Below are 26,340 nucleotides of genomic sequence, written 5' to 3'. Positions count from 1 at the left end.
GGATCTCTCGAAGTCTTTAGACACGCTAACGCCGAACGGCGCGGGTCAATGCGCCGGGGGCGTGGCACCCCGGAACGCCCTGAACCGCATCAGATAGCGCGGCAGCCGCGACAGCCCGACGCTGCGGGGCCAGTCGTCGGAACGGAAGTAGGCATCTGATCCACCGTCGACGAAGATCACGCTGCCGCAGAGGAAATCGGCGGCATCGGAGAGCATGAACAACATCCAGTCGGCCAGCCGGCCGGGGTCACCGAAACCGCCGACCGGTATCGGGAAGCTGCGGACAGCCTTCTGCTGGCCGGGGGTGGCCAGCTGACGTTCCAACAGTGGCGTCATGATCGCCCCCGGAGCCAGGGCGTTGAGCCGGATGCCCGCCCCCGCCCACGACGGCTCGACCGCCCGTCGGCGCACCCAGCGCGACACCGCGATCTTGGATGCCGCATAGGCCAGCGATGGCGCGCCCGGGCCGAGCAGTCGCAGCCGGCGCGTCGCCTTGGCCGCCTTGCCGGCCAACAGTGCCCGCACCGCCGACCGCGGCACCGCCGGCACCGTGGTCGTCGAATTGCTCGCGACCACCACCACTTTGGCGGCGCCGGCGGCGGCCAGCGCTGGGCGCCATGCCTCCAGCAGTTCGACCACCCCGAAGTAGTTGACCTGCAGGATCAGCGGTGTCGCCCGCGGGGCGGGTCCGACGCCGGCGGCCAGCACCGCACCGTCCAAGCGGCCCTCGCAGGCGGCCAGCACCGCCTCGCCGCCCGCCGCGCGGCCATCCGCTGTCGACAGGTCGGCGATGACGTCGGCATCGCGCAGGTCGACCCCGATCACCCGGTGCCCGGCCGCACGCAGCTTCTCGGCCGCCTGCTGTCCCATCCCGGATGCCGAGCCGGTGACCGCATAGACGCCCACGGCTATTCCCCGACCACTCCCCGCAGGCCGTCGGCACCGAACGCCGGCTCCAGCATCGCCGTGAAGTCCGGGCCGCGGCGCAGCATCTGCCCGCCGTCGACGTTGATGACCTGGCCGGTGATATAGCCCGCTGCGTCGCTGAGCAGGAACAACGCCAGGTCGGCGACGTCTTCGACCTCCCCGACCCGCGGCAGCGGAGTGCTGACCCGGTAGTCCTCGGAGAGAGCCGGTGTATCGAGGACCACCGACACCAGCTCGGTGCGCGTCAGGCCCGGGCGGATGCTGTTGACCCGCACCCACGAGGCACCCAGTTCGTCGGCGGCCAGCTGCATCAAGTGGTCCAGCGCCGACTTGGTGGGACCGTAGGCGCCGAACCAGCGGTGGGTGTTGCTGGCCGCGATCGAGGAGATCCCGACGAACGAGCCGCCGCCGCCACGCACCAGCACCCGCCCGGCGTGCTTGAGCACGTACATGGCGCCGTTGATGTTGAGGTCGACGGTGCGCCGCCACGCCTCCGAGTCGATCTGGGTGATCGGGCCGATGGTCTCCGAACCGCCGGCGCAGTGCACCACCCCGTGCAGTCGGCCGCTTCCACCCACGGCGGCATCGACGGCCGCGATCACACTGTCCTCGTCGGTGACGTCGGTCGCCTGGTGGCGTGCCCCGATCTCGTCGGCCACCGCCGCCAGCCGCTCGGCATTACGGCCGACGATCAGCACATCGGCTCCGGCGGCGGATAGCGCAGCCGCCACCGCCTTGCCGATACCGCTACCGCCACCGGTGACCAGGTAGCTGCGGCCGTCGAACGAAATCCGCGACGAAAGTGTCACACCAACCCCTCACACCAAAACTGGAACGTGTTCTATCCATGGAACCATGCCGGCAAGGCCTTCGCCTACGGCTGGTCGCGACGGGCCACGTCCGTGGCCTTGGCGGTGCGCCAGTCCGGTACCTCCGGCGGCAGCGCGACCGGAAACTTGTTGTCGTTATGCGCCGCCCAATGAGCATGGCCCAGTTGATGGATATGGAACCCGTGGCGCAGCGCCTCGGAAAAGCCCATGGCGTCGGCGGCGGCGTTCACCGAGTCCTTGATCAACAGCGCGGCCATGGTCGGAAGCTGCGCGATGCGGCGGGCGAACTCCAATGTCTTGTCCTCCAGTTCCTCGACGCTGAACACCTTCGAGACCATTCCCAGCCGGTAGGCCTCGTCGGCGTCCAGCGAGTCCCCGGTCAGCAGCAGTTCCTTGGCCTTGCGCGGGCCGAACTCCCACGGGTGGGCGTAGTACTCGACGCCCGGCATGCCCAGGCGCACCCCGACCACGTCGGAGAACCGGGCGTCGTCGGCAGCGACGATCAGATCGCACGCCCAGATCAACATCAACCCGGCGGAGATGGCATTGCCCTGCACCTGCGCGATGGTGATCTTGCGCAGCTCCCGCCAGCGGCAGGTGTTCGAGAAGTAGTAGTGCCACTCCTGCAGGTAGGTTTTTTCGACGACCGGTTCCCGGGTGCCGCCGTGGCTCCGGAAACTCGGGTGCTGGCCCGGCCCGGCCCGGCGCTCGGCCAGGGCCGCCTCGGAGCCCAGGTCGTGGCCGGCGGAGAAATTCTCACCGCGCGCCGCGAGGATCACCACCCGCACGGCGTCGTCGGCCTCGGCCCGGCCGAACGCTTCGTCAAGCTGCACGAGCAGAGTGCGGTTCTGCGCGTTGTGTGTCTCCGGACGGTTCAGCCAGATCCGGGCGATGCGGCCGTCGTCAAGGATTTCGTAGTCGACGAGATCGCCGGCCTGCGCTGATGTGGTCTCCGATGTCGCCACTGGACCTCCGCCCTCGTTGTCGTCCGCCTCCCAGGTTACGGCGCACTTCGCTAGAGTCGACTGCATGCCTGCTAAATCCGAACACGCCGAGATCGACGACGTGGAACCGCTGGCCGACAGCACCGCACGCCAAGCGCGGCGAGTCGTGGCCGCTTACGCAGAGGATGCCGACGAGTGCCGGGTCTTCCTGTCCATGCTGGGGATCGGTCCGGCGAATACCGAGAAGCCCGGGGCCTAGCGGTGCCGGGGTCGGGGGGCCGGGCCACGGCGGGGCCGCAGGGGCCGCGAGAACTCCATGACTCCGACTTCGTCGTGGTGGCCAACCGACTGCCGACCGACATCGAGGTGCTACCCGACGGCACGACGGCGTACAAGCGCAGCCCCGGCGGGCTGGTCACCGCGCTGGAGCCGCTGCTGCGCAAGCGCCGCGGCGCCTGGGTGGGTTGGCCGGGCAGTCCGGACGGTCCCGCGGAGCCGATCGATATCGAGGACCTGCGACTGCATCCGGTAGCACTGAGCGCCACCGATATCGCGGACTACTACGAGGGATTCTCCAACGCGACACTGTGGCCCTTGTACCACGACGTGATCGTCAAACCGATCTACCACCGGCAGTGGTGGGAGCGCTACGTCGACGTCAACCGCCGGTTTGCCGAGGCCACGTCCGAGGCGGCCGGACCGGGTGCGACGGTGTGGGTCCAGGACTATCAGTTGCAGCTGGTGCCCAAGATGCTGCGGAGTCTGCGTCCGGACCTGACCATCGGCTTCTTCCTGCACATCCCGTTCCCACCGGTGGAGCTGTTCATGCAGCTGCCGTGGCGCAGGGAGATCGTCGACGGCCTACTCGGTGCCGACCTCGTCGGTTTCCACCTGCCCGGCGGCGCGCAGAACTTCCTGTTCCTGTCCCGTAACCTGACCGGCGCGGCCACCTCACGCGGTGCGGTGGGGGTACGCGGCAGGTTCGGCGAGGTGAGTCTGGCCGACCGCACCGTGCGCGTCGGCGCCTTTCCGATCTCGATCGACTCCGGCGACCTCGACCACAAGGCGCGCGAGCGGGGAATCCGGCGGCGCGCCAAGGAGATCCGGGCCGAATTGGGTCATCCGCGCAAGATCCTGCTCGGCGTGGACCGGCTGGACTACACCAAGGGGATCGACGTCCGGCTCAAGGCGTTCAACGAGCTGCTCGCCGAGGGCCGCGCCAAGCGCGACGACACCGTGCTGGTGCAGCTGGCGACGCCCAGCCGGGAACGGGTGGAGAGTTACCAGATCCTGCGCGAGGACATCGAACGCCAGGTCGGTCACATCAACGGCGAGTACAGCGAGGTGGGCCACCCGGTGGTGCACTACCTGCACCGCCCGGTTCCCCGCGACGAGCTGATCGCGTTCTTCGCGGCCAGTGACGTCATGCTGGTCACCCCGCTGCGCGACGGGATGAATCTGGTCGCCAAGGAGTACGTGGCCTGTCGCAGCGACCTGGGCGGTGCCCTCGTTTTGAGTGAATTCACCGGTGCCGCCGCGGAATTGAAGCAAGCCTACTTGGTCAACCCGCACGACCTGGAGGGCGTCAAGGATGCCATCGAGGCGGCGATCAACCAGACCTCCGAAGAAGGCCGCCGACGTATGCGTGCGCTGCGCCGCCAAGTGCTGACCCACGACGTCGACCGCTGGGCCCGATCCTTCCTGGACTCGCTCGCCGAAACAGCGGAGTAGCTCAGCTGCACAGGTGAATCGGGTTGTCCTGACAGGTCAACGGGTAGTGGATCACCGGGTTGGGCAGCGGCGACACAAACGTCAGCGTGAACGGGTGCGTCTTCAAACCGGGCTGCCAGCCGCAGACCGCATTGTGCGACTGGGTGTAGGTGCCGCGCAGCGACGTGTCGAACCGGTACATCTCTTCAGTGCCGGCGGTGCGCCCATCCGGGCATCGGACACCGGCCAACAGCGGCGTGTGGTAGGTCCACTGGCCGTTGGACAGCCGGTAGGCCCCGGCCTGCCCCGGTGGGCCGTCGCTTTCCACCTGCAGTTTGCAGCCGACCGCCAGGTGCAGCGGCACCCGGCCATCGCCCACCGTGGGTACGCACAGCGGGTAGATCCGCCACGTCGCCGTGCTGCCGTCGTCCTGGGTGTACTTGTAGATGCCTTCCAGGGTGCCTTCCGGCAAGGCGTCGTCGTCCGCGCCGGCCTCGACGGCCAGCCCGGCGCTCGCCGCCATCGCGATACCGAACGCGGCCAGACTGCGAATGAGCTTCCTCATGGCGCGATCCTCTCAGCTAGATCGGAACGATGTTGCTGATCAGCCATTTGCTGTCGACCTTGCGGAAGTCGACCCGCAGCCGACTGCCCTCATGCAGCGGCTCCTTGGACTTACCGCTCGTCACGGTGCGGCTGATGAAGACCAGCACCGATCCGGCGGTCCGCTTCGCATCCTGGACGCCCACACCGGTCACGTCGACCTGGTTGACCAGCTGCCTCTCCCGGGCCTGCGGAATGATGTCGTTGATCGCGCGGGCCTCGAACTCGCGGCGGTAGTCGCCGGTGAACATCGGAAAGGTCTCGGTCAGGCTGCCTTCCACGGTCTTGTACTCATAGCCGAGTACCTTGGGAATCTCTGCTTTCGCCAGTTCGACCAGCTCGGTGCGCGCCAGCTGTTCACCACGCGCCTCGACCCGGTTCCAATACAGCTTCCCCGCGGTGGCGCCCAGACCGACGAACACCCCGAGCAGGACCACCAGGGCGACGAGCCCCGACCATCCCCGGTTCATCGACTGCCGTCCGGCCATTTGAGGTCGTAGGCGGTCATGTTGCCGGCATTGTCTTCGTGCACGATGATCCGCAGCGCGTACGGCTGCGACGGCTTGTTGACGCCGTCGGCATCGGTGGCGGTCGCACGCATCGCGACCAGCACCGAGGCGTTGCCGGCCACATCGTCCGTGGTCTCCAGCGCTGCGGCGTTGATCACCGCCTCCGAGCTGTGCTTGGTCTCCCGCAGCAGCGCCTTGAGGTTATCCGCGTTGCCGGCCATGGTGTCGCGCAGCGGTCCACTGGTGCCGCCCACGAAGCGGTCCACCTGCTCGTTGATGGTGTCGGGCGTGTAAGTGTACATGTTCAGCACGGTCTGGACCGCGGTGTCGACGAAACGCTGGTCACGGCTCTCGGCCGCGACATCATGCCGGTGTTGCACCAGTAGCACGGCGACCAGACCGCCGAGCACGACGCTCGCCACCAGGGCGGCCGCCGCCGCAACGACAGCGGCCTGGCGTGCGTTGGGCTGTCGCCGCGGCGGTGGGCCGGCCGGCCGCACCGCCCGCACGGCGGCCCGACTCGGCGTCGGAACGGCAGTCGTGGCGACTTCGGCGGCGTCACCGGCCGGGCCGGCGGCCCGCGAGGCCCGGCGTCGAGCCCTGGCCTCTTCCGGACCGGTCACGTCTGCCTCGGCTCGAGCATCAGGTCGGCCCAGTTCTCGGCCGGCAGCCATTTGTCGGCCCCCGACACGAACACCCCGGTGCTGCCCGCCGGGTCGACGAACTTCCCGGTCCGCTGGTCATAGCTGCTGTAGGCGACGCCGTTGGCCTGGGCCGGCGTTTCGGCCGGCAGCGGCCCGGGGGCCGGTCCCGGCGCCGGGTCCCGGCCGTAGGCCGGCAGGCCGCCGTTACCGCCGGGGTTCGTCGGCAGGTTCTGGTCCGGCGGGGCGTAGTACGGCCACGGTGCCGGCGGGTTCGGCCCGAGTTCGTTCGGCGGATACGGCAACGGGTACGGCGGGTTCGGCGCCGGGCCCGGGCCCGCGGGCACACCCGGCGGCAGCGCGACCACCGGCGGGCCGGGATCGTAGTCGGAACTCGGTGGGATGTACGGGAACTTGTTCATCGGTGTGATCATCCGCGGGTCGGTGATCGGCGTGTCGTACGGCACCGGCGGACCGCGCCAGGCGTTGCTGCCGATCGGGACAAAGCCCTTCGGATCACGACAGAGCTGAATGGTCGGCGCCCGCTTGCCCGGGTATTCCATGCACGGATAGTTGCGGGCCCCCCGGACCGCTGCTGAATCATTCTGCGCCGCTTTGCAATACAAATCCTTGGGCAATTCACGAACGGTCTCGTCGGCCGGGGTGCGCATCTCGGTGAACGGCAGGAACCCGACCACGCACGGCGGCGGGTCGTGCATGTCGATCTTGAAGTCCAACTTGGCGCCCTCTTCGATCGGGGCGCCCCCGGCGACGGTGATCAGCGCCGCCATCAGCGCGGGAAACACCACCAGCGCTTGTTCGATGGACTTGCGGTAGATGACCCCGACCCGGCCGAAGTTGGCGATGCTGGCCGCCAAGGTCGGGAACGACGCCCGGATCCCGCTGAATGTGGTGTTCGCCTCGTCGGTGACGCTCGGCAAGATCTGCAGCACCTCGCGGAGTTGCGGATCGGCGTTGCGCACCTCGGTGGTGACCGTCGCCAGCGATCGGGCCAGCGTCTTGATGTCGTCGCCGCTGCGGATCTGGGCATCCAGGAACGGTTCGAACTGGTCGATCAGACCCTCGGTCGCCTCGAAGTTGGCGTTGGCTTCGTCGATCAACTGCCGCGACGACGCGATCATCCGGGCCAGCTCCTGCCCGGAACCGTTGAAGCCCTCGAAGGTGTTGCGCAGCAGGTCACGAAGGCGGCTGTTGGCGACGCTGTTGACCAGTGTCTGGGCCTGATCGAGCATGCCGGCGATGTCCTGGCCTATCGCGGTGCGGTCCTGGCCGATCCGCGCGCCGTTGTGCAACACCCCGGCGGCGGCGGCTCCTTCCGGCGGAACCAGGTCGATGTACTGCTCACCGATCGCGGACATGCTTTTGACGGTTGCGGTGACGTTGCCCGGGACCTTGGTGCTGCTGTTGAGCCGTATCTGGGCGTCGATCCCATGATCGGTGAGACGGACGTCTTCCACCCGGCCCACCGTCACGCCGCGGTAGGTCACGTTGGCGCTCTTGTAGATCCCGCCGCCACCGATGAAATCGGCGGTCACCTTGTAGGTTCCGATCCCCATCCGGCTGGGCAGGTGCAGGTAAAGGATCGCGATCGCACCGACGGCCAACACTGTGACCACGGCGAAGATCCCGAGTTGGATTCGAACGAGGCGGGTCAGCATCGCAGGTCATTCCTCATATCGGACAGCCGTGCCGGGCGGGATCTTGAACGGGTCGGCCGCCTGCCCGGACAGGTTCGCCAGCTCACCGATCAAGAAGTCGGGCGGATTGAGTACGTCGTGCATGTGCGGCATGTTCGGGTCGAACGCGCCGGTGGTGAACACGGTTTCGCCGAACCGGCGCAACGTCATGTCGAAGGTGACATAGACGTTCAGGAAGTCGCCGCGGACGGCATTGCGCAGGTACATCGACGGGAACGGGAAGGTCGGAATGAACGGGAACGCCGTCACCAACTCGTTGGCGTTGTCGGCGAAGGCCTTGATGACCGGGTAGAGGTCCTTGATGTCGGCGGCGAAGTCTTCTTTGGTCTCGGTCATGATCCGCGACCCGACGGTCGCCAACCGCTGCAGCGCTCCGAATGCATCCACGATGTTGGCGCGATTGTCGTTGAGCACCTGCAGCGCGCCCGGCATGGTCTCCAGTGCCCGCGCGAGGCTGGGCGCACTGCGGGCCAGGGTCACGCCGATCCGGTTGAGCCCCTCGGCGGCGGCGATGATGTCGTGGGCCTGGCGGTCCAGCGACGCCGTCAGCTCGGCGAGCCGGGGCAGCAGCCCGGCGAAGGTGCCGGCCCGTCCGGCGACCGCCGCGTACGCCTCCTCGGTGATGTCCTGCAGTGCACCGAGATTGCCCTGGTTCACCACCACGCCCAGTGAGGACAACACCTCTTCGGTGCTGGGGTAGCGCCCGGTGCGGCTGAGCGGGATCTCGTCGCCTGGCGCAAGCCTGCCGGCCGGAGCCTGATCGTGCGGCTCGGAGAGCTCGATGTGCTGGGAACCCAGCAGCGAGGTCTGGGCGACTTTCGCAATGGCGTTCGCCGGCAACGCAACGTTGCCATCGAGCGACAGTTTGACCGCCGCATAGAAGCTGCCATCGGGCTTCTGCACCGCCTGCAGGCCAGAGACGCTGCCCACGGTGACGTCGTCGACCATCACCGGCGAGTTCTGCGGCAGCGTGGTCACGTCCGGCAGTTGCACCGTGATGCTGTAGGACCCTCGGCCGTGGCCCGCGGTGCCCGGCATGTTCAGCGAGTTCAGCCCGCCGAACTGGCAGCCGGACAGCACCAGCGCCCCGGCCCCCAGTGCCGCGCCGCGTCGGCCGGCACGCCTGACGACGCCGGCAACAGATCTCATGCTCATCCGCCCTCCCGTGGTGCGCCGGCCCCGGGCTGCTGCGGGCCGTGCGGGCCGGGTGCGGTGCCCAGCTGCCCCGGCTCCGATGGCGGTAGGAACAATGCGGCGACATCGTCGGTGCTCGGCGGTGTGACACCCGGTGCGGGCATCCACTTCAGGTACGGCACCGGCGTCTGCGCCTTGGCCTCGGTCTCGGGGGTGTCGTAGATGATCTGGCCCTTGTAGGCGGTGATCGAGTTGATCGGGTGGAACAGGAACGGCAGGAAGTTCATCGACCAGCGGCGCATGACCGGGCCCATCCGCTCCTTGCAGATCTCCGCTCGCTTGAAGTTGTCCGGTACCGAGCCGACGTCGAAGACGCCGCCGCAGATGAACTGCACCGGGTTGGCGAAGTCGGGCAGCGACAGCAGACCGGCGAGCGAGCCCTGCGCGGGGTTGTAGATGTTGTAGAAGTTGACCAGGCCGTGCGGGGTGATGTGCAGTACCTGTTCGAAGTTCTCGCTCTGGTCACTGAGCACCTTGGTGAACTCCGACAGCTTGTTGACCTGTGTGATCAACGCGTCATTATTGTCGTGCAGGAAGCCCCGCACGTCACGCAGTGCCTGGTTCAGGGTTCCCAGCGTGACATCCAGGTCGGCCGAGCTGTCGGCGAGCACCGCCGATACGGCCGCGACATGGTCGGTGAACTGCACGATCTGCTCGTTGCTGCCGGACAGTGCGTCGACCAGCACCTGCAGGTTCTTGACGGTGCCGAACAGATCCGTGCGCGAGTCACCGAGCCGGCCGGTGGTCGCCGAGAGCTCCCGCAGGGCGCTGCGGAACGAGTCGCCGTTGCCGTCGAAGGTGTCAGCGGCCTGGTTGACGAAAGCACTCAGCGCGCCGTTGAGTTTGCCCTGTTCGGGTGCCAGTTGCGCGCTGAGCTGAGTCAGCTCCTTTTTGACCTCGTCCCACTCCACCGGCACCGCGGTGCGATCCTCGCCGAGCACCGCGCCGTCGGCCAGTCGCTCGCCACCGGTGTAGGCCGGCGCCAGCTGAATCACCCGCGCCGAGACGATGTTCGGCGCCATCAGCACCGCGTGCACGTCGGCCGGCAACGGCACGTCCTTGTTCACCGACATGGTGATCTTGACGTTCTCCGCGCGCGGCTCGATGGACTCGATCCGGCCGACCGGAACCCCGACCACCCGAACGTCGTCACCCGGGTACAGACCGACCGCCGAAGCGAAGTAACCGGTGATCCGGTAGCCGCGCTGCGCTGGCAGCACCAGGTACACGCCGGCGGCCAGCAGCGCGGCCAGCGCCCCGGCGAGCAGAATCCGCAATGACGGGCGCGTCATGGCGACTTCGGCTTAATCACGGTGCGCTCGGAGATCATCCCGCGCAGGTAGTCGGCCAGGCTGTCGGGAATCTTGCCGGGCTGGAAGTAGATGTCGAGCAGCACCTCCGACAACGTGGGCGGCGGCAGGCCGTAGAGGTTGATCTGGAAGCCCGGACCCGAGGCGACGACCTCGCCGAGTGTGGTGGCGTAGCCGGGCAGTCGCTCCATCGCCCCGGCGATCCGATCCTTGCGCTCGATCATGTTGTCCAGCACCAGGTTGAGTTTGTCCAGGGTCGGACCGATCTCCTTCTGGTTGTCGCTGACGAAGCCCGAAAGTTGCTGCGAGACATCATCGATTCCTGCGATCAGCGCGCCGAGCGCCTGCCGGCGTTCGTCCAGCGCGGCGAAGAGTTGGTTCCCGTCGAGCACCAGCCGGTTGACCTGCGCGGCACGCTGGTTGAGCACACCGGTGACCGACTTGGCGTGGGTCAGCAACTGGCCCAGCGCCTCGTCGCGGCGGTTGATGCTGCGGGACAGCGCCGTCACCCCGTCCAGCGCCCCGCGCAATTGCGGTGTCGCATCGCGCATCGAGTCGGTGAGCACCTGTAGTGCCTCTTCGAATCGCGGCGTGTCCAGATCACGCACGTTGCCGCCGAGGTCTTGCAGGGCGTTGTTGAGTGTGTAGGGCGCCCGGGTGCGTTCCAACGGGATCACCGACACCGAGCCTGCGCCGGCCGGCGTGACCGACAGCGCCTTCTCGCCCAGCACCGTATCGGTGCGGATCGCGGCCAACGATTGATCGCCCACCCGGACCTTCCGGTCGATGGTGAAACCCACCTCGGCGCTGGGCCCGGCCAGCGCCACCTTGGTGACCTTGCCGACCCGGATACCGGACACCGTCACGTCGTTGCCGGGCATGATGCCGCCGGCGTCGGCGAAGTAGCCGTGGTAGGTCTTGCCCTGCGGCCAGAACGGCAGGCTGGTGTAACCGAACGACACCAAGACCAGGCATGCCACAAGTGCGATGCCCAACGTACCCGTGCGAACCGGGTTTACGCGATCAATTCTTGACAGGAGAGCACCTCCCCTTAGTGGTGTCGGTCTGGCCGCCCATGGGCAGGATGATGTCGCTGCCGGCGGGCCCGTTCAACTTCATCGAGACCGTGCAGTAGTTGATGTTGAAGAACGAGCCGTAGGCGCCGAGTGCGTTGAGCCGCAGGTAGTTCTCCTCCAGCGGGTCGATGACATCGTTGAGTTCCTGCTTGCGCTTGTTCAGCACGGTGGCCAGCGGACGCGCGTTCTCGATCACGCCCTGCAGCGGCCGCCGGGTGCGCCGCAGCGTGTCGGTGAGGTCGGTCTCGACGGTGGCCAGCGGGCCGATCGCACCGGCGATGGCATCCTTGCCCTCGGCCAGGCCGGTGATCAGCTGCTGCAGCCGGTCGACGGTGGCGTCGAACTGCTCGCTCTTGTCGTCGACGGTGGCCAGCACCGTGTTGAGGTTGTTGATCACGTCGCCGATCAGCTGGTCGCGGGAGGCCAGCGTGGTGGTGAACGAGCTGGTGTTGGCCAGCATCTGCGTCAGCGCGCCGCCTTGCCCCTGCAGCAGCTCGATGATCGCGTTGCTGATCTCGTTGATCTTGGTGCCGTCCAGTCCCTTGAGCACCGGACGCATCCCGCCCAGCAGTGCGTCGAGGTCCAGTGCCGGCTGGGTGTGCTCCCGGCCGATGGTGCCGCCGGGTGGTAATTTGCGCAGTTCACCTGCGCCGGAGGCGATCTCCAGATAGCGGTCGCCGACCAGGTTCTCGTAGCGGATCAGCGCTCGGGTCGAGTCGTAGAGCTGGTAGCGCTTGTCGACGTCGAAGGTGACGCTGACCGTGTTGTCCGGCGTCAGCGCCACCCGTTTCACCGTGCCCACCGGGATCCCGGCGATCCGCACGTCTTCGCCGCCCTTGAGGCGTGACGCACTGGCGAAGTCGGCATGGTAGGTGTGATTGGACGCGAACCGGAATTCGCCGAACACCACCACCAGACCCGCCGACACCAGCAGCATCGCCGCGGCGAAGACGGCGACCTTGATCAGAGTCCCACGAGTGTTCATCAGTACTCATCCCGTTCCGCGTAGGCGCCGTTGAAGAGGAACTGCGCGGTGGAGGGGGCATCGAACTGCACTTCGGTGTTCGGCTGGAACGGGATGTAGGCGCTGTCGGTCACCAGGAACGGTGACCGGAACCAGGATCCGCCGTACTGCTTGCTGGGAAGGTCCGGCAGGCCGCGACAGTTCGGGCCGCCGGTGGCGTTGGCCACCGGCAGACTCTCCGGATAGGTGTAGGCCGGCGCGCCCGGGATGAAGCTCGAGTTCACGTACAGCGCCGGCCGGGTGCCACCGATGGACGGCCCGAAACGTTGCAGTGCGCGGGTAGTGCCCTGGAGCAGGCAGCCGAACTCCGGGGAGTATTCGGCCAGCAGGCTGCCCAGAGCACGGAAGCGCTGGATACCGGCGATGAAGTCGTCGGCGGCGGGCTCGAAGGTGTCGTAACCGTTGTTGGCCAGCCCGGTCGTCGCCAGCAGCGCCTTGCTCAGGTTGTCGCGCTGGTCGACCAGCGTCTTGCTGATTGTCGGGACGTTGTCGAAAACCGTCGCCAGGTCCGGTGCGGCGTCCCCGTAGATGTTGCCGACCACACCGGTCTTGGCGAAGCCCGTTTGCAGCTGCGGCAGTTTGGGATTGAGTTTCTCCAGGTAGCCGTTCAGCCCGGACAACGCCACGCCCAGGTTGTCGCCGTTGCCCCGCAGCCCTTCGCCGAGCGCGCTGATCGTCCCGTTGAGCTGTACCGGGTCGATCTTGTCCAGTACATCGGTGAGCTTCTGGAACAGTGTGTTGACCTCGAGTTGCACATCGGAGGCCGCCACGTTGGATCCGCTGCGCAACGACTTGCCCGACGGCACCGGCGGTGGCACGAATTCCACTGACTTGGCACCGAAGATGGTGTTGCTGGCGATGTGCACGGCGGCGTTCGACGGGATGTAGGACATCGCCGCGCTGTCCATGGCCAACACGAGCTTGGCCTGATCGCCCTGATATTTGATGGACTTGACCTTGCCGACCTGGATGCCGCGGTACTTGACCTTGGCGTCCTGCTCCATCACCAGACCGGCCCGCGGCGAGGTGACGGTCACCTTGTCGGTCGGGGTGAAGACAGCGGTGTAGGAAAGATAGGTGAAAACGGTGGCGGCGAGCAGGATCGCGCCCAGGACGGCGGCCGCAATCCGCACCCGAGTACGACTCGATCCCGTGTCCACCTGCATCCCTTGCTATCCCGAGAGGTTGAAGTTACCGGACCCGCCGTAGACGGCAAGTGAAACGAACAACGTGATGACCACCACGACGACCAACGACGTGCGCACCGCTTGTCCCACCGCGATGCCGACACCGACCGGTCCCCCGGCCGCGTTGTAGCCGTAGTTGGTGTGCACCAGCATCACCGCGATGGACATGATGATCGCCTGCAGGAATGACCACAGCAAGTCGGTGGGTATCAAGAAGGTGTCGAAGTAGTGGTCGTAGAGGCCCGGTGACTGCGAGTTGATGAACACCGTGGTGGACCGGGCCGCGAAGAACGCCGCCAGCACCGACAGCGAATACAGCGGGATGATCGCGATCAAACCGGCTACCAACCGGGTGGACACCAGATACGACACCGCGTGCACCGCCATCGCTTCGACGGCATCGATCTCCTCGGCGACCCGCATGGCGCCGAGCTGGGCGGTGGTGCCGGCGCCGATGGTGGCGGCCAGCGCGATGCCCGCGACCACCGGGGCCACGATGCGCACGTTCAGGAACGCCGACAGAAAGCCGGTCAACGCCTCGATGCCGATGTTGCCCAACGATGAGAAGCCCTGCACCGCGATGACACCACCCGATGCCAAGGTCAGGAAGGTGGCCACCCCGACGGTGCCGCCGATGATCGCCAGCGCGCCGGTGCCCATGGTGATCTCGGCGATCAGCCGGACCGTCTCCTTGCGGTATTTGGTCAGCGCGTTGGGGACGTAGCGGATGGAGTCGGCGTAGAACAGTGCCTGCTCGCCGAAGTCGTCGACGGCCTTGGGCACCCAGCGGAACAACCGCCGGAACCGCAGCGTGGCGTCATAGCTCATCGGCGCCACTCCTCAGCATCGCTGCGCTCGGCATCGTCGTCGGCGCGGCTCATTTGACCAGCACCCGCACGCTGATCGCGGTCATGACGACGTTGATGACGAACAGGCAGATGAAGGCGTAGACGACCGTCTCGTTGACCGCATTGCCGACGCCTTGCGGGCCGCCCTTGGCGGTCAGGCCGCGGTAGCACCCGATGAGCCCGGCGGCCGTCCCGAACAGCAGCGCTTTGATCTCGGCCATCACCAACTCGCCGAGCCCGGTCAGCACGGTCAGCCCGTTGATGAACGCGCCGGGGTTGACGCCCTGCAGGAAGACGGAGAACACGTAGCCCCCGACCAGCCCGATCGCGCACACCAATCCGTTGAGCAGCAGCGCGACGAACGTCGACGCCAGCGCCCGGGGCACCACCAGCCGCTGAATCGGGTCGATGCCGAGCACCCGCATCGCGTCGATCTCTTCGCGAATGGTTCGAGCACCCAGGTCGGCGCAGATGGCGGTGGCGCCGGCGCCGGCCACCACCAGCACGGTGACGACCGGACCGAGCTGGGTGATGGTGCCGAAGGCGGTTCCGGCGCCGGACAGGTCGGCGGCGCCGATCTCGCGCAGCAGGATGTTGAGGGTGAACGCCACCAGCACGGTGAACGGAATGGCGACCAGCAAGGTCGGCACCAGCGACACGCGCGCGATCATCCAGGTCTGGTCGAGGAATTCGCGGTACTGGAACGGCCGGCGGAACATTGCCCGGAAGGTGTCGATCGACATTTCGACGAAGCCGCCCACGGCCCGGGCCGGAACCGTGAGCTGTTCGATCAAGGCTCGTCCTTCCCTCAGCTCGGGCAGCCGGGCCGCCGGTGGTCGCAAAACTGTATCCGGACACGCCGTGCGGCCGACGTCATTCGCTCGATTCGAACGTCGGACCGCGTGAGCCGGATCATATTAACTAGAACACGTTCTTAGTGTCAAAGAGCACATTTAGCAAGTTTTCATGGGTTATCGATCCAGGTCAGACACTGTTGTGATGCACGTCTCCTGAAACGCGTTCTAATCGCGCGCTAATCGGACTCCATCAGCTCCGAGGCCGAAAATGTCCGCCGCGGATCGCGGTCGGCAAAGTAATTCCCCAGCGTGTCCGACAGCGCCGACGGTTCCCACGCCTGCCCGGCGGCACTGAACTTGTGTTCCACCGTCGGCGCGGCCATCAGCATTACCTCAGGTCCGTAGACGACGAAGACCTGACCGTTGATCGACGCCGACGCCGGGGATGCCAGGAACCGGACCAGGGTCACCACGTGCTCGGGCGACAGCGGGTCGACTTCACCGGCTGCGCCTTCTGGGGCCTCACCGAAGACGTCGGCGGTCATCGCGGTACGGGCCCGCGGGCAGATGGCGTTGGCGCGCACGCCGTAGCGGCTCAGCGCCCGGCTCGCCGACAGCGTCAGGGCGGTGATGCCCGCCTTGGCCGCGCCGTAGTTGGCCTGACCGACCGGACCCATCAGCCCGGCTTCCGAGGACGTGTTGACGATGCGACCGTAGACGGTTCCGGCATCAGCTTCCTTGGCCTTCTGGCGCCAATACGCGGCCGCGTTGCGCGTCAACAGGAAATGCCCGCGCAGGTGCACCGCGATCACGGCGTCGAAGTCGTCATCGGACATGTTGAACAACATCCGGTCGCGGGTGATCCCGGCGTTGTTGACGACGATGCTCAGCCCGCCCAGGCCGTCGGCGGTGCTCACCAGCTCGTCGGCGGTGGAGCGCTGGCTGATGTCCCCCGCCACCGGCACGCCCTTGCCGCCGGCGGCGGCGATCTCGTCGATCACGTCGGAGGATTCCAGCGCCGGCGCGATGTCGTTGACGACCACGGTGGCTCCGGAACGGGCCAGCCCGATCGCTTCTGCCCGGCCCAACCCGGCGGCGGCGCCGGTCACCACGGCGACCTTCCCGGTCAGATCGATCGCGCTGTTCGCAGTCATGTACGCCGCTCCTGTCCCCTCGCGGCGCCCTCGTCGCCTGCGGTTATGAATACCTCTAGTCCCCTGCCGGGCCGAGGTTAGTCGTCAACGCGGCGCAGCGCGGCACGGGGGCACTCGGCGATCGCCTGCATAGCGTGGGCTTCGCGCTCCGCCGGGACCGGCGCCATCTTGACAACGGCCTGCTCGTCGTCGTTCAGTTCGAACAGGTCGGGGTCGATTCCGACGCAAATCGCGTTGCCCTCGCAGCGATCCAGGTCCACCTCAACTCGCATGACGCTCTCCTTGAAAAGCCCGAGACGGCCAACAGCATGGTCCGTCAGTGTCCGTTAATGCCACCATACGATCCAACAGCAGCCGTACACGACGAGATAGAGTCACTGGACCCTAGCGACTAGAACGTGTTACAACGGGCTGTCGACGACAATTTTATCGTGAGCCCGATCACCAGCGAAGGACGACCCGATGCAGATCAGTTACACCGCTGAGCAGGAAGAGCTGCGTCGCGAACTGCGCTCGTATTTCACGACGCTGATGACCCCGGAGCGCCGGGAGGCGCTGAGTTCGACGCAGGGCGAGTACGGGACCGGAAACGTCTACCGCGAAACGGTCGCCCAGATGGGCAAGGACGGCTGGCTGACGTTGAGCTGGCCCAAGGAGTACGGCGGCCAGGCCCGCTCGGCGATGGATCAGCTGATCTTCACCGACGAGGCCGCGATCGCCGGTGCCCCGGTGCCGTTCCTGACGATCAACAGCGTCGCCCCGACGATCATGGCCTTCGGCACCGAGGAGCAGAAGAAGTTCTTCTTGCCCAAGATCGCCGCCGGCGAGCTGCACTTCGCGATCGGGTACTCCGAGCCGGGCGCCGGCACCGACCTGGCATCGCTGCGCACCACCGCGGTACGAGACGGCGACGACTATGTGATCAACGGCCAGAAGATGTGGACGTCGCTGATCGCCTACGCCGACTACGTGTGGCTGGCGGCACGGACGAACCCGGAGGCCAAGAAGCACCGCGGGATCTCCATGCTGATCGTTCCCACGAGCGCCGAGGGCTTCTCCTGGACGCCGGTGCACACCATGGCCGGCCCGGACACCAGCGCGACCTACTACTCCGACGTGCGGGTGCCGGTGTCCAACCTGGTCGGCGAGGAGCACGCGGGCTGGAAGCTGGTGACCAACCAGCTCAACCACGAGCGAGTAGCACTGGTGTCGGCGCAGCCGATCTTCGTGGCGCTCGACGAGGTCCGCGAGTGGGCGCAGCACACCAAAGACAGCCACGGCAACCGGATCATCGACTCGCAGTGGGTGCAGCTCAACCTGGCCCGGGTGCTCGCCAAGGCCGAGGTGCTCAAGCTGATCAACTGGGAGCTGGCCTCATCCGACAGCGCCTCGCCGTCCCCGGCGGACGCCTCGGCGGCCAAGGTGTTCGGCACCGAACTGGCGACCGAGGCCTACCGGTTGCTGATGGAGGTGCTCGGCACCGCCGCCACCGTGCGCCAGGATTCCCCGGGTGCGCTGCTGCGCGGCCGGGTGGAACGCATGCACCGGGCGTGTTTGATCCTGACCTTCGGCGGCGGCACCAACGAGGTGCAGCGCGACATCATCGGCATGGTCGCCCTGGGCCTGCCCCGCAACCGGTAAAGGACTCGTTATGGACTTCTCCACAACCGAAGCAGCCCAAGACCTCTCGGGTCTGGTCGGCACCATCGTCGACGCGGTGTGCACCCCGGAACACCAGCGCGAGCTGGACGGGCTGGAGCAGCGGGTCGACACCGAACTGTGGCGCAAGCTCGTCGAGGCCGACGTGGTGTCCAGCGCGGCCAGCGAGTCGCTGGGCGGCGGCGGGTTCGGTGTGCTGGAGCAGGCGGCCATCCTGACCGCTCTGGGTCGGCAACTGGCCGCGGTGCCCTACCTGGAGTCGGTGGTGCTGGCGGCCGGGGCACTGGCCAAGTTCGGCTCCGCGGAGCTGCAGCAGGCCTGGGGCGCACCGGCAGTGGCCGGCGCGAAGATCCTGACGGCCGCGACCGACGGCGACATGGGTGAGGGCCCGATCCAGGCAGCGGCGACCGGTACCGGCTTCCGGCTCACCGGAACCCGCACCCAGGTCGGGTTCGCCCCGGTGGCCGACGCCTTCCTGGTGCCGGTCGAAACCGACTCCGGCACGCGAGTTTTCCTGGTGGCTGCCACCGACCCCGGCGTGACGGTTACTCCGCTGGCGACCACCGGCCTGGGCAGTGTCGGGCACCTCGAGCTGTCGGGAACCGAGCTGGAGTCCGGCCGTCTCGTCGGCGGCGCCGAGGTTCTCGACCACCTGAACACGCTGGCCGCACTCGGCCGCAGCGCCTACCAGTTGGGCGTGCTGGAGCGCGGCTTGGCCCTGACCGCCGAATACGCCCGCGAACGCGAACAGTTCGACAAGCCGATCGGCAGCTTCCAGGCCGTGTCCCAGCGGCTGGCCGACGGCTACATCGACGTCAAGGGACTGCGGCTCACGCTGACCCAGGCGGCCTGGCGCGTCGGCGAGGAATTACCGGCGACCAGCGAGGTCGCCACGGCCGCGTTCTGGGCGGCCGACGCGGGACATCGGGTGGCGCACAGCATCGTCCACATCCACGGCGGGGTCGGCATCGACACCGACCACCCGATTCACCGCTACTTCCTGGCCGCCAAGCAGACCGAGTTCGCGCTCGGTGGCGCCACCGGCCAGCTGTTGGCGATCGGTCGCGAGCTGGCCGACACCCCGGTCTAGGTCGGATCTGAGTCAGCGGTGCAGCGCTTCCCCGAACGTCACCTTGAATCCGGGGATGTCCGACAACGGCATGGTGGCGTCGTAGGTGCGCTGGTAGCCGGTGGCGCTGATCTTCCAGCCGTCGGCGGTGCGGCGGTAGGTGTCGTGATAGAACGCAGCGCCGATCAGCATCAGGTTGAAGTCGGGCATGATCACCCGGTCCTGCAGGTACCAGATGCCGGTAGCACTGTCCGCGCCGGTGAGGGTGATCTCGGGGTGGTTGACCCGGTGCTCGCTGATCAAGTTTCCCGGCAGCGATGTCCGCATGAACTCCACCAGCGAGTCGCGGTCGGAGAAGGTGTGATCGCTGCCCATCGACTTGCCGTAGTCGGCGGTGACGTCCTCGGCCAGCGTGGCGGCGAAGTCGTCCCAGTGCTTGGTGTCCAGCGCTCGCAGGTAGCGGTACTTGACCTGTTTGATTGCCTCGATGTCGGCGAAGGCCGCAATGGCCTGGGTATCAGTCACCGCACCATTGCAGCACTAATGTGACCAGCATGTCAGCACCGGCTCCCATCGACGAACGGCCCACCGTCACCGGGCTGCTGGCCCCGCTGGCCGACGTCGACGACCGCGGCGTCTACTACCGGGATGATTTCGTCAGCTGGCGCAACCACATCGCGGCCGGTGTCCAACTGGGCGCCGCGCTGCGCGCGCGGCTCGACCCGGACAAGCCGCCGCACGTGGGCGTGCTGCTGGGCAATACCCCGTTCTTCTCGACACTGTTGGTGGCGGCCGCACTGACCGGCCTGGTGCCGGTGGGGCTCAACCCCACCCGTCGGGGAACGGCCCTGCAGCGCGACGTGGCCCACGCCGATTGCCAGCTGGTGCTGACCGACAACAGCACCGACGCCGCCGTTCCGGGCGCGATCGACGTCGAGTCCCCCTTGTGGGCTGCGGAATTAGCCCGTTTTGACGATGCGCCGATGACGTTTCGTGCCGCCGAACCCGATGACCTGTTCATGCTGATCTTCACCTCGGGCACCAGCGGCGATCCGAAGGCAGTGCGCTGCACGCATGAGAAGGCGGCGGCCCCCGGGCTCATGCTCGCCCAGCGGTTCGGTCTGACATCTACTGACGTCTGCTACCTGGCGATGCCGCTGTTCCACTCCAACGCGGTGATGGCGGGCTGGTCGGTGGCCGTGGCCGCCGGCGCCTCGATCGCGTTGCGGCGCAGATTCTCGGCATCCGGCTTCATTCCCGATATTCGCCGCTTCGGCGCCACCTATGCCAACTACGTCGGCAAACCGCTGTCGTATGTGCTGGCCACTCCGCAACGGCCCGACGACGCCGACAACCCGCTGCGGATCCTGTACGGCAACGAGGGAGCGCCGCGGGATCTGGAGCGGTTCGCCGAGCGGTTCGACTGCACCGTCATCGACGGTTTCGGCTCCACCGAGGGCGGGGTGGCGATCGGTCGAACCCCGGACACACCGATCGGTGCACTGGGCCCCTTGACCGGCGGGAACACCATCATCGACGTCGATACCGGCGAAGAATGTCCGCCGGGCGTGGTCGGCGAACTGGTGAACACCAGCGGACCCGGCCAGTTCCGGGGCTACTACAAGGATCCCGAGGCCGAAGCGCAGCGGATGGCGGGCGGGATCTACCACACCGGCGACCTGGCGTACCGCGACGACGCCGGTTACGCCTACTTCGCCGGCCGACTCGGGGACTGGATGCGGGTGGACGGCGAGAACCTGGGCACCGCGCCGATCGAACGGATCCTGCTGCGGCACAACGCTATTGTCGAGGCGGCTGTTTACCCGATACCCGATCCCGCCGTGGGTGATCAGGTGATGGCAGCGCTGGTACTGGCACCGGGGGCGTCATTGGATTTGGATGCCTTCCGCGCCTTCTTGTCCGAGCAGCCCGACCTGGGCCCCAAGCAGTGGCCGTCGTATGTGCGGGTGGCCGCCGCGCTGCCGCGCACCGAAACGTTCAAGGTTCTCAAGCGGGTGCTGTCGGCCGAGGGCACCGAGTGCGCCGACCCGGTGTTCCGGATCGAGCGCCCCTGAGCGCAGCGGCCACGTAAGCAGCCGGTCGATGCCTTGCTGGAAAACGGGCTTGTCGCTACTATTCCGGAAATCTATTCGAGTTGACGCACCATCGGGCCATTTCGGACCGCCGTTGACCATCCACCCGGCCACGAACGACATCGGCAACCTCGTGCCGACCACAGCGTCGCCTCGACACCCCACTGGACGCAAGCATCGTGACCCATCCGGCGCCCACGCACCCACCGCTGCTGTTCTGCGCGCCGAACCTGCGCTGCGCGGAGGTGGCCGGACAGCTGGTGGTACTCGATCTGTCCGCGGGCGTCTATGACGTGATCAACGAGGTCGGTGCGGCCATGTGGGCACAACTGACGCGGTTACCCGACGAGCGCAACCTCATCGGCCTCGCCGAAGAGTACGGCATCGCACCCGCCACGCTGGAAGCCGACTTCGCCGACTTCGCCACGGCCCAGCTGACCGCGGGTCGCCTCGTCACCGATCAGCGGCCGACGCCGCCATCCATCGAGCGGTCACCGCGGCGCGCCCCGACCATTCTGCGCGCGTTATGGGAACGTGCTGCCGCAGAACGTGATCTGCGGCGGGGCTTCGCAACGGCCTACGCGAATCGGGTCGGACCGACGGCCGACACCGCTGCGCCACGCACCCCCGTCGAACTCTTGATGAGACGCTTCCGAACCGCCGAGAGCCTCTACCCGGCCCGCCAGGCTCCGCTGGATTGTTTGCCGCGATCGCTCGCCCTGACCCGCTTTCTGCGAACCGCCGGTTGGCCGGCTCGGCACGTGATGGGCGTGGCGCTCTACCCGTTCGAGGCTCATGCCTGGGTGGAGTTGAACGGGACCGCCCTGAACGAGGGTGACCTGCGGCGCTTCACCGTGATCCAGCAGGCGTGATGCCACCGGCCCGGCCATCACTGGATGGATTCCTGGTAACGCTGCCCACCGAGACACCGGTACGCGTCCTCGGGTGGCCCCGGTTTCACCGCGTCGGCGAATCCGCGGTGTGGTTCCATGGCTTCCTCGCGAGCCAGGCATCGCTTCGCAGGGAGTTGGACCTGCCGAAATCGGCACCCGTGGCGCAGATCGTGGTGGCCGGGTTGCGGCGGTGGCCCACCGACGCGGCCGAACGCATGGTCGGCGAGTACGCCGTAGTGGTGGTGAACGGCCCCGATGCCGTCCTGTTCGGGGACCGCATGGGCCTGCGTCCGCTGTACTTCGCCGGCGGGGCGGATGGCACCGTGGTCTCGACCGACCTCGGCGCCCTGGTTCGCCAGACCGGCGCCTGGCATGAACCCGACGAGGACTACCTGGCCGATATGTTCAGCACCGGCTTGCATCTGGGGCCCCGAACGCCGTATCGCGGCATAAGCCGGCTACAACCCGGTGAGTTCGCCAGCTGCCGGGCGGGCCGCTTGCGGGTACGAGGTGGTTGGCGGCCCCTCGCGGAACCGCGTCACGGAACCTTCGACGAACACCAGGAACTACTGCGCGCGACCGTCAAACATGCTGTCGCGGGCGCATTGTCGTCTGACGGTACGGACGCCGTCGAGTTGTCGGGCGGGCTGGACACCTCAACCGTCTTGGCGGTTGCCACCGGCATCACTCCGATACCTGCGCTGAGCTTCGTCCATCCCGGCTCCCCGGGCAGCGACGAGTCGTCTTGGATTCGGGCAGCCCTTCGATCGACGCCGGCCCCGTGGCATCCGATCGACGCCACCGAGCATGGGCCCTTCACGGCGGGGCCGGAACTGGGCATCTTTCTGCCGGCACCGACACGACGGATTCTCAACTGGGCGCCCAGCGCTGCCGAGGAGGCTGTTGCGAGGGGGCTGGGGGCGACGACGATTCTGACCGGCGAAGGCGGGGACGCCGTGTTCTTCGCGGGCCTGCTCCCCTGGTACCTGGCCGACCTGTTGCGCACCGGAAGATGGGCGCGACTACAGCGCGAGTCGCTGAGATGGGGCGCCCAGTCCGAACTGGGGCGTTCCGCCGCGTTCTGGGTACGGCGTGCGGCGATCGACGGACTGCGGCGATGGCGAAGCGGCCGGACGCTCACGCTGGAACCACCCCGGCCCATCGCCGCATCGGCACCGTGGTTACGCCAGGCCTACATCGAGCGTCACCGCCTGCAGCACCGCGCACAGGTCACCACGACCGTCCGTGCGCAGTCGGTGCACGGCCAGGCCGTCGTGGAGAACGTCCTGCGCTGTGTCGAGTTCGCCAGATCCCGCCAGCTGTTCGCCCCCGAGGGCATCGAACTGCGTCATCCACTGCTGGCGCCTTCACTGGTCGACGTGGCTATGACCACGCCGTGGGACATCGCCGCAGATCCTCGGATCGACCGTGCCGTGCAACGGTACGCGTTCGCCGGGCTGGTCAGCGAGACCGTACTTCGTCGGCGATCGAAGTCGATCGCCGACGAGGCGATATTGCACGGCTTTGAGCGCAACCCCCGCTGGCGCGAATACCTCGGCGCGAATCCGCAGATCGTGCAGCGCGGCTATGTCGACGCCGACGCCTGGGACCGCGCGCTGCGCTCCGCCGGCCGCATCGGCGCGGTGACCCAGTTCTACACCGCGATGCAGATCGAGGTCTGGCTACGCCACCTGCACTATGCGGCCGACCCGACACAACGGATTGCCGCGTCAGAGTACTTTAGTCCCGATTCTGCGGATTCCGGGAATTGATCATTGGTAGCTCGTACACTTTTGTAGCCAGCAGAAATCAGATCACGGAGGTCTTACGGTGCAGAGCTACTCTCCCCCACAGGTGGTCCGCGTCGGCGACGTGCGTGATGCCACCCAGGGCAGTGGTAACTACCTTTCCGACAGCAGTACCGGCTACGGCTACATGGGCTGGTACAGCCGGCACTACGACACCCCCGACACGGTGGCACCGCTGCCGCCGCGCTGACAGCCGCCGCCGCGGCTCGCCACAGTCAGCGGGGCCCGTTTTCCGGCGGTTGGGTCGGCGCGGCCAACCGGTCACTCCTGAGCAATGCGGGGTTAGCATTGTCCGCTGCATACAGTCGCGTGTACAGGCCGCCGATCGCGAGCAATTCGTCATGGGTGCCCTGCTCCACCGCACGCCCCTGGCTGAGGACGATGATCCGATCGGCCACGGATGCAATGAAATCCATGTCATGGCTGACCACCAGGCAGGTTCGATCGCCGGCATATTCGCGGATCACTGCGGTCACCCGCGCCCGCTGATCCGCATCCAGGTTCTCGGTGGGCTCGTCGAGCAGTAACACCTCGGGCCGACGGAGCAGGCACCGGGCGAAGGCGATCAATCGCTTCTGGCCACCGGATGGCACCTCCACATCGACGACGGTGTCGTAGCCGTCCCGCACCCGGGCAGGATCGCAGATCACGCTATGAACGTGCGCCAACTCGCATGCCGCTTCGATGTCACTGTCGGTGGCGTCCTGTCTGCCCAGCCGCACATTCTCGCGGATGGTGTCTTTCAAGAAGAACGGGAACTGCGCAAGCTTGGACACCTGCTCACGCAGCGAATGCAGCGTCACATCGCGGATATCGCGGCCGTCCAATAGGATCCGTCCGCCCTGTGGATCCAGGAACCGGAGCAACAGATTGAAGACGGTCGACTTGCCGGATCCGATCGGGCCGACCAGCGCGACCGTTTCGCCCTCCGCGACCGAGAATGACAGCCCGTCGAGTATCTCCTGGTGCGGCGAGTAACCGAATGTCACGTCGTCGAATACCACGTTGCCGCGGACCTCACCGAGCGGCGTGGCGTTCGGTCGCTCCCGCACGGTCGCCTCGGTGTCGAGCAGTTCGTACGTCGACGCGATGTGCGGAAGGATCGACTTGTACGTCGTGTACGCCAACACCATCCGCTGCACCGCCGCGAACATCGTCGGCACGTAGGCGATGAACACCACCAGGCCCGCGAAGGTGAGGCCGAAACGGCCGCCGAACGCGATACCGGTGATCAACACCAGCACGGTGCTCAGTGCGATGAAAACCTGGATCCCGTTGGCCGCGGCCTGCATCCAGATCCTCATCGCGGCCATATTCCTCGTTGCGGACGCCGACGAGACCCGGAACAACTCATTGCGTCGCCGTTGGGCGTTGAAGACCTGAATCTCGGCGATACCACTGGTGGTTTCCGCTAGTTCGCTGCTCATGGCGCGGTTTGCCATCATCGCCCGTCGAGTGGCGGCCTGAAGCCCCTTCCCCGCGAAGCGAAGTGCCATCAGCGCCAAGGGGGTCAGCACCAGCGACACCATCGTCATCTGCCACGACAGCGCCAGCAGATAGCTCAATGCGATCAGCAGCACCACGGCGTCGACTGCCGGCGGGACGAGACACTCGGTCAAGAGCCGCTGAACGCACGGGGCCTCTTGCTGTACCCGCTGGATAAGCGCACCACTGCGGGCGCCTATGAAGAAATCCAGTGACAGCGACTGAATATGGCCGTGAACGCGCTGGAGGATCGCGCTGAGCAGCTTCCGCTCGACGTGTGCGCCGACCCAGGCGTTGGCGAAACTCAGGGCTTGCGCGAGCACCAGTGAAACCGCCCAGACCGCCAACAGTGTCGCGAAGGTCACCGGTGTCGTCAGCCAACCGAAAATGCCGGAGGGCCCGCCGCTTTCGCGGCTCAGCAACGCGCCCTGCAAGCCCCACACGTCAGCCAGATTTCCGTCCATGCCCGCAGCTGCGACCGCCTGCATCAGCGGACCGAATGCTGCGTTGGACACGAACGGCAGGGCGGTGACGACCAACCCCAGCAGGACCGAGAGCGCTACCGTGCCGCGGACCGTGTGCAGCATGACCAGGCTGCGTCGGATGTACATGGACTTGCTCCTCGATCAAGGCGTTGGCAGGGTTGTCAGTCTGCGACACCGCTTTTTCCAGCGCGAGCACGGTGACAGTGGGATGATCTGCTGATGTCGTTCCAGTAATCCGCCGATCACAGCTTCGGTGGCCAACCCGGAAAGCCCTGCACGCCTGATGCCTAACATCTTCACGACATCCCTCGCGGCCATCGTCGCAGTGGCGTTCGGTTCGGTGACATCATGCGGTAACACCGATTCGCTTTCGGCA

Annotated in this window: 26 protein-coding genes; 8 read left to right on the top strand and 18 right to left on the bottom strand. The window is 66.9% G+C overall.

Annotated elements, in window-relative coordinates:
- Positions 1-45 precede the first annotated feature (45 nt).
- From G6N19_RS12205 to G6N19_RS12195, 3 genes are all read right to left on the bottom strand, one after another.
- Positions 46-906 carry an SDR family oxidoreductase gene (locus tag G6N19_RS12205; protein WP_013830542.1) on the bottom strand — a complete coding sequence of 287 codons (861 nt, stop codon included), beginning with the start codon at positions 904-906 and terminating at the stop codon, positions 46-48.
- A 2-nt stretch (positions 907-908) separates the two neighbouring features.
- The gene (locus tag G6N19_RS12200; RefSeq protein WP_013830543.1) at positions 909-1,736 is read right to left on the bottom strand and encodes an SDR family oxidoreductase; all 828 of its coding nucleotides are present in this window, start codon (positions 1,734-1,736) and stop codon (positions 909-911) included.
- Positions 1,737-1,801: 65 nt separating this feature from the next.
- On the bottom strand, positions 1,802-2,722 hold the full coding sequence (locus G6N19_RS12195) for an enoyl-CoA hydratase (protein ID WP_013830544.1): 921 nt from the start codon (positions 2,720-2,722) through the stop codon (positions 1,802-1,804).
- Positions 2,723-2,786: 64 nt separating this feature from the next.
- Between G6N19_RS12195 and G6N19_RS12190 the strand changes: the two genes are divergently transcribed.
- The gene (locus G6N19_RS12190) at positions 2,787-2,960 is read left to right on the top strand and encodes a hypothetical protein (protein WP_013830545.1); all 174 of its coding nucleotides are present in this window, start codon (positions 2,787-2,789) and stop codon (positions 2,958-2,960) included.
- A gap of 2 nt (positions 2,961-2,962) precedes the next feature.
- On the top strand, positions 2,963-4,432 hold the full coding sequence (locus G6N19_RS12185) for an alpha,alpha-trehalose-phosphate synthase (UDP-forming) (RefSeq protein ID WP_193465029.1): 1,470 nt from the start codon (positions 2,963-2,965) through the stop codon (positions 4,430-4,432).
- A 1-nt stretch (position 4,433) separates the two neighbouring features.
- Here G6N19_RS12185 and G6N19_RS12180 read toward each other — a convergent pair whose 3' ends face one another.
- The 13 genes from G6N19_RS12180 to G6N19_RS12120 all read right to left on the bottom strand — a co-directional run bounded on the left by G6N19_RS12180 (position 4,434) and on the right by G6N19_RS12120 (position 16,744).
- Entirely contained in the window at positions 4,434-4,976 is a 543-nt protein-coding gene (locus G6N19_RS12180) for a hypothetical protein (protein ID WP_013830547.1), read from the bottom strand.
- Between the two features lie 16 nt (positions 4,977-4,992).
- Positions 4,993-5,502: a mammalian cell entry protein gene (locus G6N19_RS12175; RefSeq protein WP_193465028.1), complete on the bottom strand. Its 510-nt coding sequence runs from the start codon at positions 5,500-5,502 to the stop codon at positions 4,993-4,995.
- Positions 5,481-6,197: a mammalian cell entry protein gene (locus G6N19_RS12170; protein WP_408632435.1), complete on the bottom strand. Its 717-nt coding sequence runs from the start codon at positions 6,195-6,197 to the stop codon at positions 5,481-5,483. Before G6N19_RS12170 ends, G6N19_RS12175 begins: the two co-directional genes overlap by 22 nt.
- Positions 6,143-7,843 carry an MCE family protein gene (locus tag G6N19_RS12165; protein ID WP_013830550.1) on the bottom strand — a complete coding sequence of 567 codons (1,701 nt, stop codon included), beginning with the start codon at positions 7,841-7,843 and terminating at the stop codon, positions 6,143-6,145. Before G6N19_RS12165 ends, G6N19_RS12170 begins: the two co-directional genes overlap by 55 nt.
- A 6-nt stretch (positions 7,844-7,849) precedes the next feature.
- Positions 7,850-9,031: an MCE family protein gene (locus tag G6N19_RS12160; RefSeq protein WP_232062693.1), complete on the bottom strand. Its 1,182-nt coding sequence runs from the start codon at positions 9,029-9,031 to the stop codon at positions 7,850-7,852.
- Positions 9,032-9,033: 2 nt separating this feature from the next.
- Complete coding sequence (locus tag G6N19_RS12155) at positions 9,034-10,368, bottom strand: MCE family protein (RefSeq protein ID WP_193465027.1); 1,335 nt, start codon at positions 10,366-10,368, stop codon at positions 9,034-9,036.
- Positions 10,365-11,423, bottom strand: coding sequence for a virulence factor Mce family protein (locus G6N19_RS12150; RefSeq protein ID WP_041318812.1), 1,059 nt, complete (start codon positions 11,421-11,423; stop codon positions 10,365-10,367). The genes G6N19_RS12155 and G6N19_RS12150 overlap by 4 nt, the downstream gene beginning before the upstream one ends.
- Positions 11,410-12,447, bottom strand: coding sequence for an MCE family protein (locus tag G6N19_RS12145; protein ID WP_193465026.1), 1,038 nt, complete (start codon positions 12,445-12,447; stop codon positions 11,410-11,412). Before G6N19_RS12145 ends, G6N19_RS12150 begins: the two co-directional genes overlap by 14 nt.
- Entirely contained in the window at positions 12,447-13,619 is a 1,173-nt protein-coding gene (locus G6N19_RS12140) for an MCE family protein (RefSeq protein ID WP_269473701.1), read from the bottom strand. The genes G6N19_RS12145 and G6N19_RS12140 overlap by 1 nt, the downstream gene beginning before the upstream one ends.
- 39 nt (positions 13,620-13,658) lie before the next feature.
- A complete protein-coding gene (locus tag G6N19_RS12135; RefSeq protein WP_013830556.1) occupies positions 13,659-14,501 on the bottom strand; it encodes an MlaE family ABC transporter permease in 843 nt (280 codons plus the stop codon).
- Between the two features lie 49 nt (positions 14,502-14,550).
- On the bottom strand, positions 14,551-15,315 hold the full coding sequence (locus tag G6N19_RS12130) for an MlaE family ABC transporter permease (RefSeq protein ID WP_013830557.1): 765 nt from the start codon (positions 15,313-15,315) through the stop codon (positions 14,551-14,553).
- 239 nt (positions 15,316-15,554) lie between these two features.
- Positions 15,555-16,472: a 3-oxoacyl-ACP reductase gene (locus tag G6N19_RS12125; RefSeq protein WP_013830558.1), complete on the bottom strand. Its 918-nt coding sequence runs from the start codon at positions 16,470-16,472 to the stop codon at positions 15,555-15,557.
- Between the two features lie 77 nt (positions 16,473-16,549).
- Positions 16,550-16,744, bottom strand: coding sequence for a ferredoxin (locus G6N19_RS12120; RefSeq protein ID WP_013830559.1), 195 nt, complete (start codon positions 16,742-16,744; stop codon positions 16,550-16,552).
- A 190-nt stretch (positions 16,745-16,934) separates the two neighbouring features.
- Between G6N19_RS12120 and G6N19_RS12115 the strand changes: the two genes are divergently transcribed.
- Complete coding sequence (locus tag G6N19_RS12115; RefSeq protein ID WP_013830560.1) at positions 16,935-18,113, top strand: acyl-CoA dehydrogenase family protein; 1,179 nt, start codon at positions 16,935-16,937, stop codon at positions 18,111-18,113.
- Between the two features lie 10 nt (positions 18,114-18,123).
- Positions 18,124-19,221 carry an acyl-CoA dehydrogenase family protein gene (locus G6N19_RS12110; protein WP_193465024.1) on the top strand — a complete coding sequence of 366 codons (1,098 nt, stop codon included), beginning with the start codon at positions 18,124-18,126 and terminating at the stop codon, positions 19,219-19,221.
- Positions 19,222-19,233: 12 nt separating this feature from the next.
- Here G6N19_RS12110 and G6N19_RS12105 read toward each other — a convergent pair whose 3' ends face one another.
- Positions 19,234-19,725: a nuclear transport factor 2 family protein gene (locus G6N19_RS12105; RefSeq protein ID WP_013830562.1), complete on the bottom strand. Its 492-nt coding sequence runs from the start codon at positions 19,723-19,725 to the stop codon at positions 19,234-19,236.
- A gap of 29 nt (positions 19,726-19,754) precedes the next feature.
- On the opposite strand from G6N19_RS12105, the gene fadD17 reads away from it, so the two are divergent.
- The 4 genes from fadD17 (at position 19,755) to G6N19_RS12085 (ending at position 24,184) form a co-directional block, all read left to right on the top strand.
- Positions 19,755-21,275, top strand: coding sequence for a long-chain-fatty-acid--CoA ligase FadD17 (gene fadD17, locus G6N19_RS12100; RefSeq protein WP_013830563.1), 1,521 nt, complete (start codon positions 19,755-19,757; stop codon positions 21,273-21,275).
- Positions 21,276-21,472: 197 nt separating this feature from the next.
- On the top strand, positions 21,473-22,165 hold the full coding sequence (locus tag G6N19_RS12095) for a lasso peptide biosynthesis B2 protein (protein ID WP_013830564.1): 693 nt from the start codon (positions 21,473-21,475) through the stop codon (positions 22,163-22,165).
- Positions 22,165-23,958 carry an asparagine synthase-related protein gene (locus G6N19_RS12090; RefSeq protein WP_193465023.1) on the top strand — a complete coding sequence of 598 codons (1,794 nt, stop codon included), beginning with the start codon at positions 22,165-22,167 and terminating at the stop codon, positions 23,956-23,958. Before G6N19_RS12095 ends, G6N19_RS12090 begins: the two co-directional genes overlap by 1 nt.
- 58 nt (positions 23,959-24,016) lie before the next feature.
- Positions 24,017-24,184, top strand: a complete 168-nt coding sequence (locus tag G6N19_RS12085; protein WP_013830566.1) for a lasso RiPP family leader peptide-containing protein — start codon at positions 24,017-24,019, stop codon at positions 24,182-24,184.
- 25 nt (positions 24,185-24,209) lie between these two features.
- On the opposite strand, the gene G6N19_RS12080 is transcribed toward G6N19_RS12085, so the two are convergent.
- Entirely contained in the window at positions 24,210-26,018 is a 1,809-nt protein-coding gene (locus tag G6N19_RS12080; RefSeq protein ID WP_232062383.1) for an ABC transporter ATP-binding protein, read from the bottom strand.
- Between the last annotated feature and the right edge of the window lie 322 nt (positions 26,019-26,340).

The organism is Mycobacterium novum (assembly GCF_010726505.1).
GTDB classification, from domain to species: Bacteria; Actinomycetota; Actinomycetes; order Mycobacteriales; family Mycobacteriaceae; genus Mycobacterium; species Mycobacterium algericum.
Note: the sequence above shows the minus strand (reverse complement) of the source record. Positions and strands in the feature narration are given on the sequence as shown.

Excerpts from the sequence above, each read along its gene's own strand:
- G6N19_RS12190 (WP_013830545.1), top strand. The coding sequence starts at position 2,787 with ATGCCTGCTAAATCCGAACACGCCGAGATCGACGACGTGGAACCGCTG.
- G6N19_RS12180 (WP_013830547.1), bottom strand. The coding sequence starts at position 4,976 with ATGAGGAAGCTCATTCGCAGTCTGGCCGCGTTCGGTATCGCGATGGCG.
- G6N19_RS12175 (WP_193465028.1), bottom strand. The coding sequence starts at position 5,502 with ATGGCCGGACGGCAGTCGATGAACCGGGGATGGTCGGGGCTCGTCGCC.
- G6N19_RS12170 (WP_408632435.1), bottom strand. The coding sequence starts at position 6,197 with ATGGCTGCCGGCCGAGAACTGGGCCGACCTGATGCTCGAGCCGAGGCA.
- G6N19_RS12165 (WP_013830550.1), bottom strand. The coding sequence starts at position 7,843 with ATGCTGACCCGCCTCGTTCGAATCCAACTCGGGATCTTCGCCGTGGTC.
- G6N19_RS12160 (WP_232062693.1), bottom strand. The coding sequence starts at position 9,031 with ATGAGATCTGTTGCCGGCGTCGTCAGGCGTGCCGGCCGACGCGGCGCG.
- G6N19_RS12155 (WP_193465027.1), bottom strand. The coding sequence starts at position 10,368 with ATGACGCGCCCGTCATTGCGGATTCTGCTCGCCGGGGCGCTGGCCGCG.
- G6N19_RS12145 (WP_193465026.1), bottom strand. The coding sequence starts at position 12,447 with ATGAACACTCGTGGGACTCTGATCAAGGTCGCCGTCTTCGCCGCGGCG.
- G6N19_RS12135 (WP_013830556.1), bottom strand. The coding sequence starts at position 14,501 with ATGAGCTATGACGCCACGCTGCGGTTCCGGCGGTTGTTCCGCTGGGTG.
- G6N19_RS12125 (WP_013830558.1), bottom strand. The coding sequence starts at position 16,472 with ATGACTGCGAACAGCGCGATCGATCTGACCGGGAAGGTCGCCGTGGTG.
- G6N19_RS12120 (WP_013830559.1), bottom strand. The coding sequence starts at position 16,744 with ATGCGAGTTGAGGTGGACCTGGATCGCTGCGAGGGCAACGCGATTTGC.
- G6N19_RS12115 (WP_013830560.1), top strand. The coding sequence starts at position 16,935 with ATGCAGATCAGTTACACCGCTGAGCAGGAAGAGCTGCGTCGCGAACTG.
- G6N19_RS12110 (WP_193465024.1), top strand. The coding sequence starts at position 18,124 with ATGGACTTCTCCACAACCGAAGCAGCCCAAGACCTCTCGGGTCTGGTC.
- fadD17 (WP_013830563.1), top strand. The coding sequence starts at position 19,755 with ATGTCAGCACCGGCTCCCATCGACGAACGGCCCACCGTCACCGGGCTG.
- G6N19_RS12090 (WP_193465023.1), top strand. The coding sequence starts at position 22,165 with ATGCCACCGGCCCGGCCATCACTGGATGGATTCCTGGTAACGCTGCCC.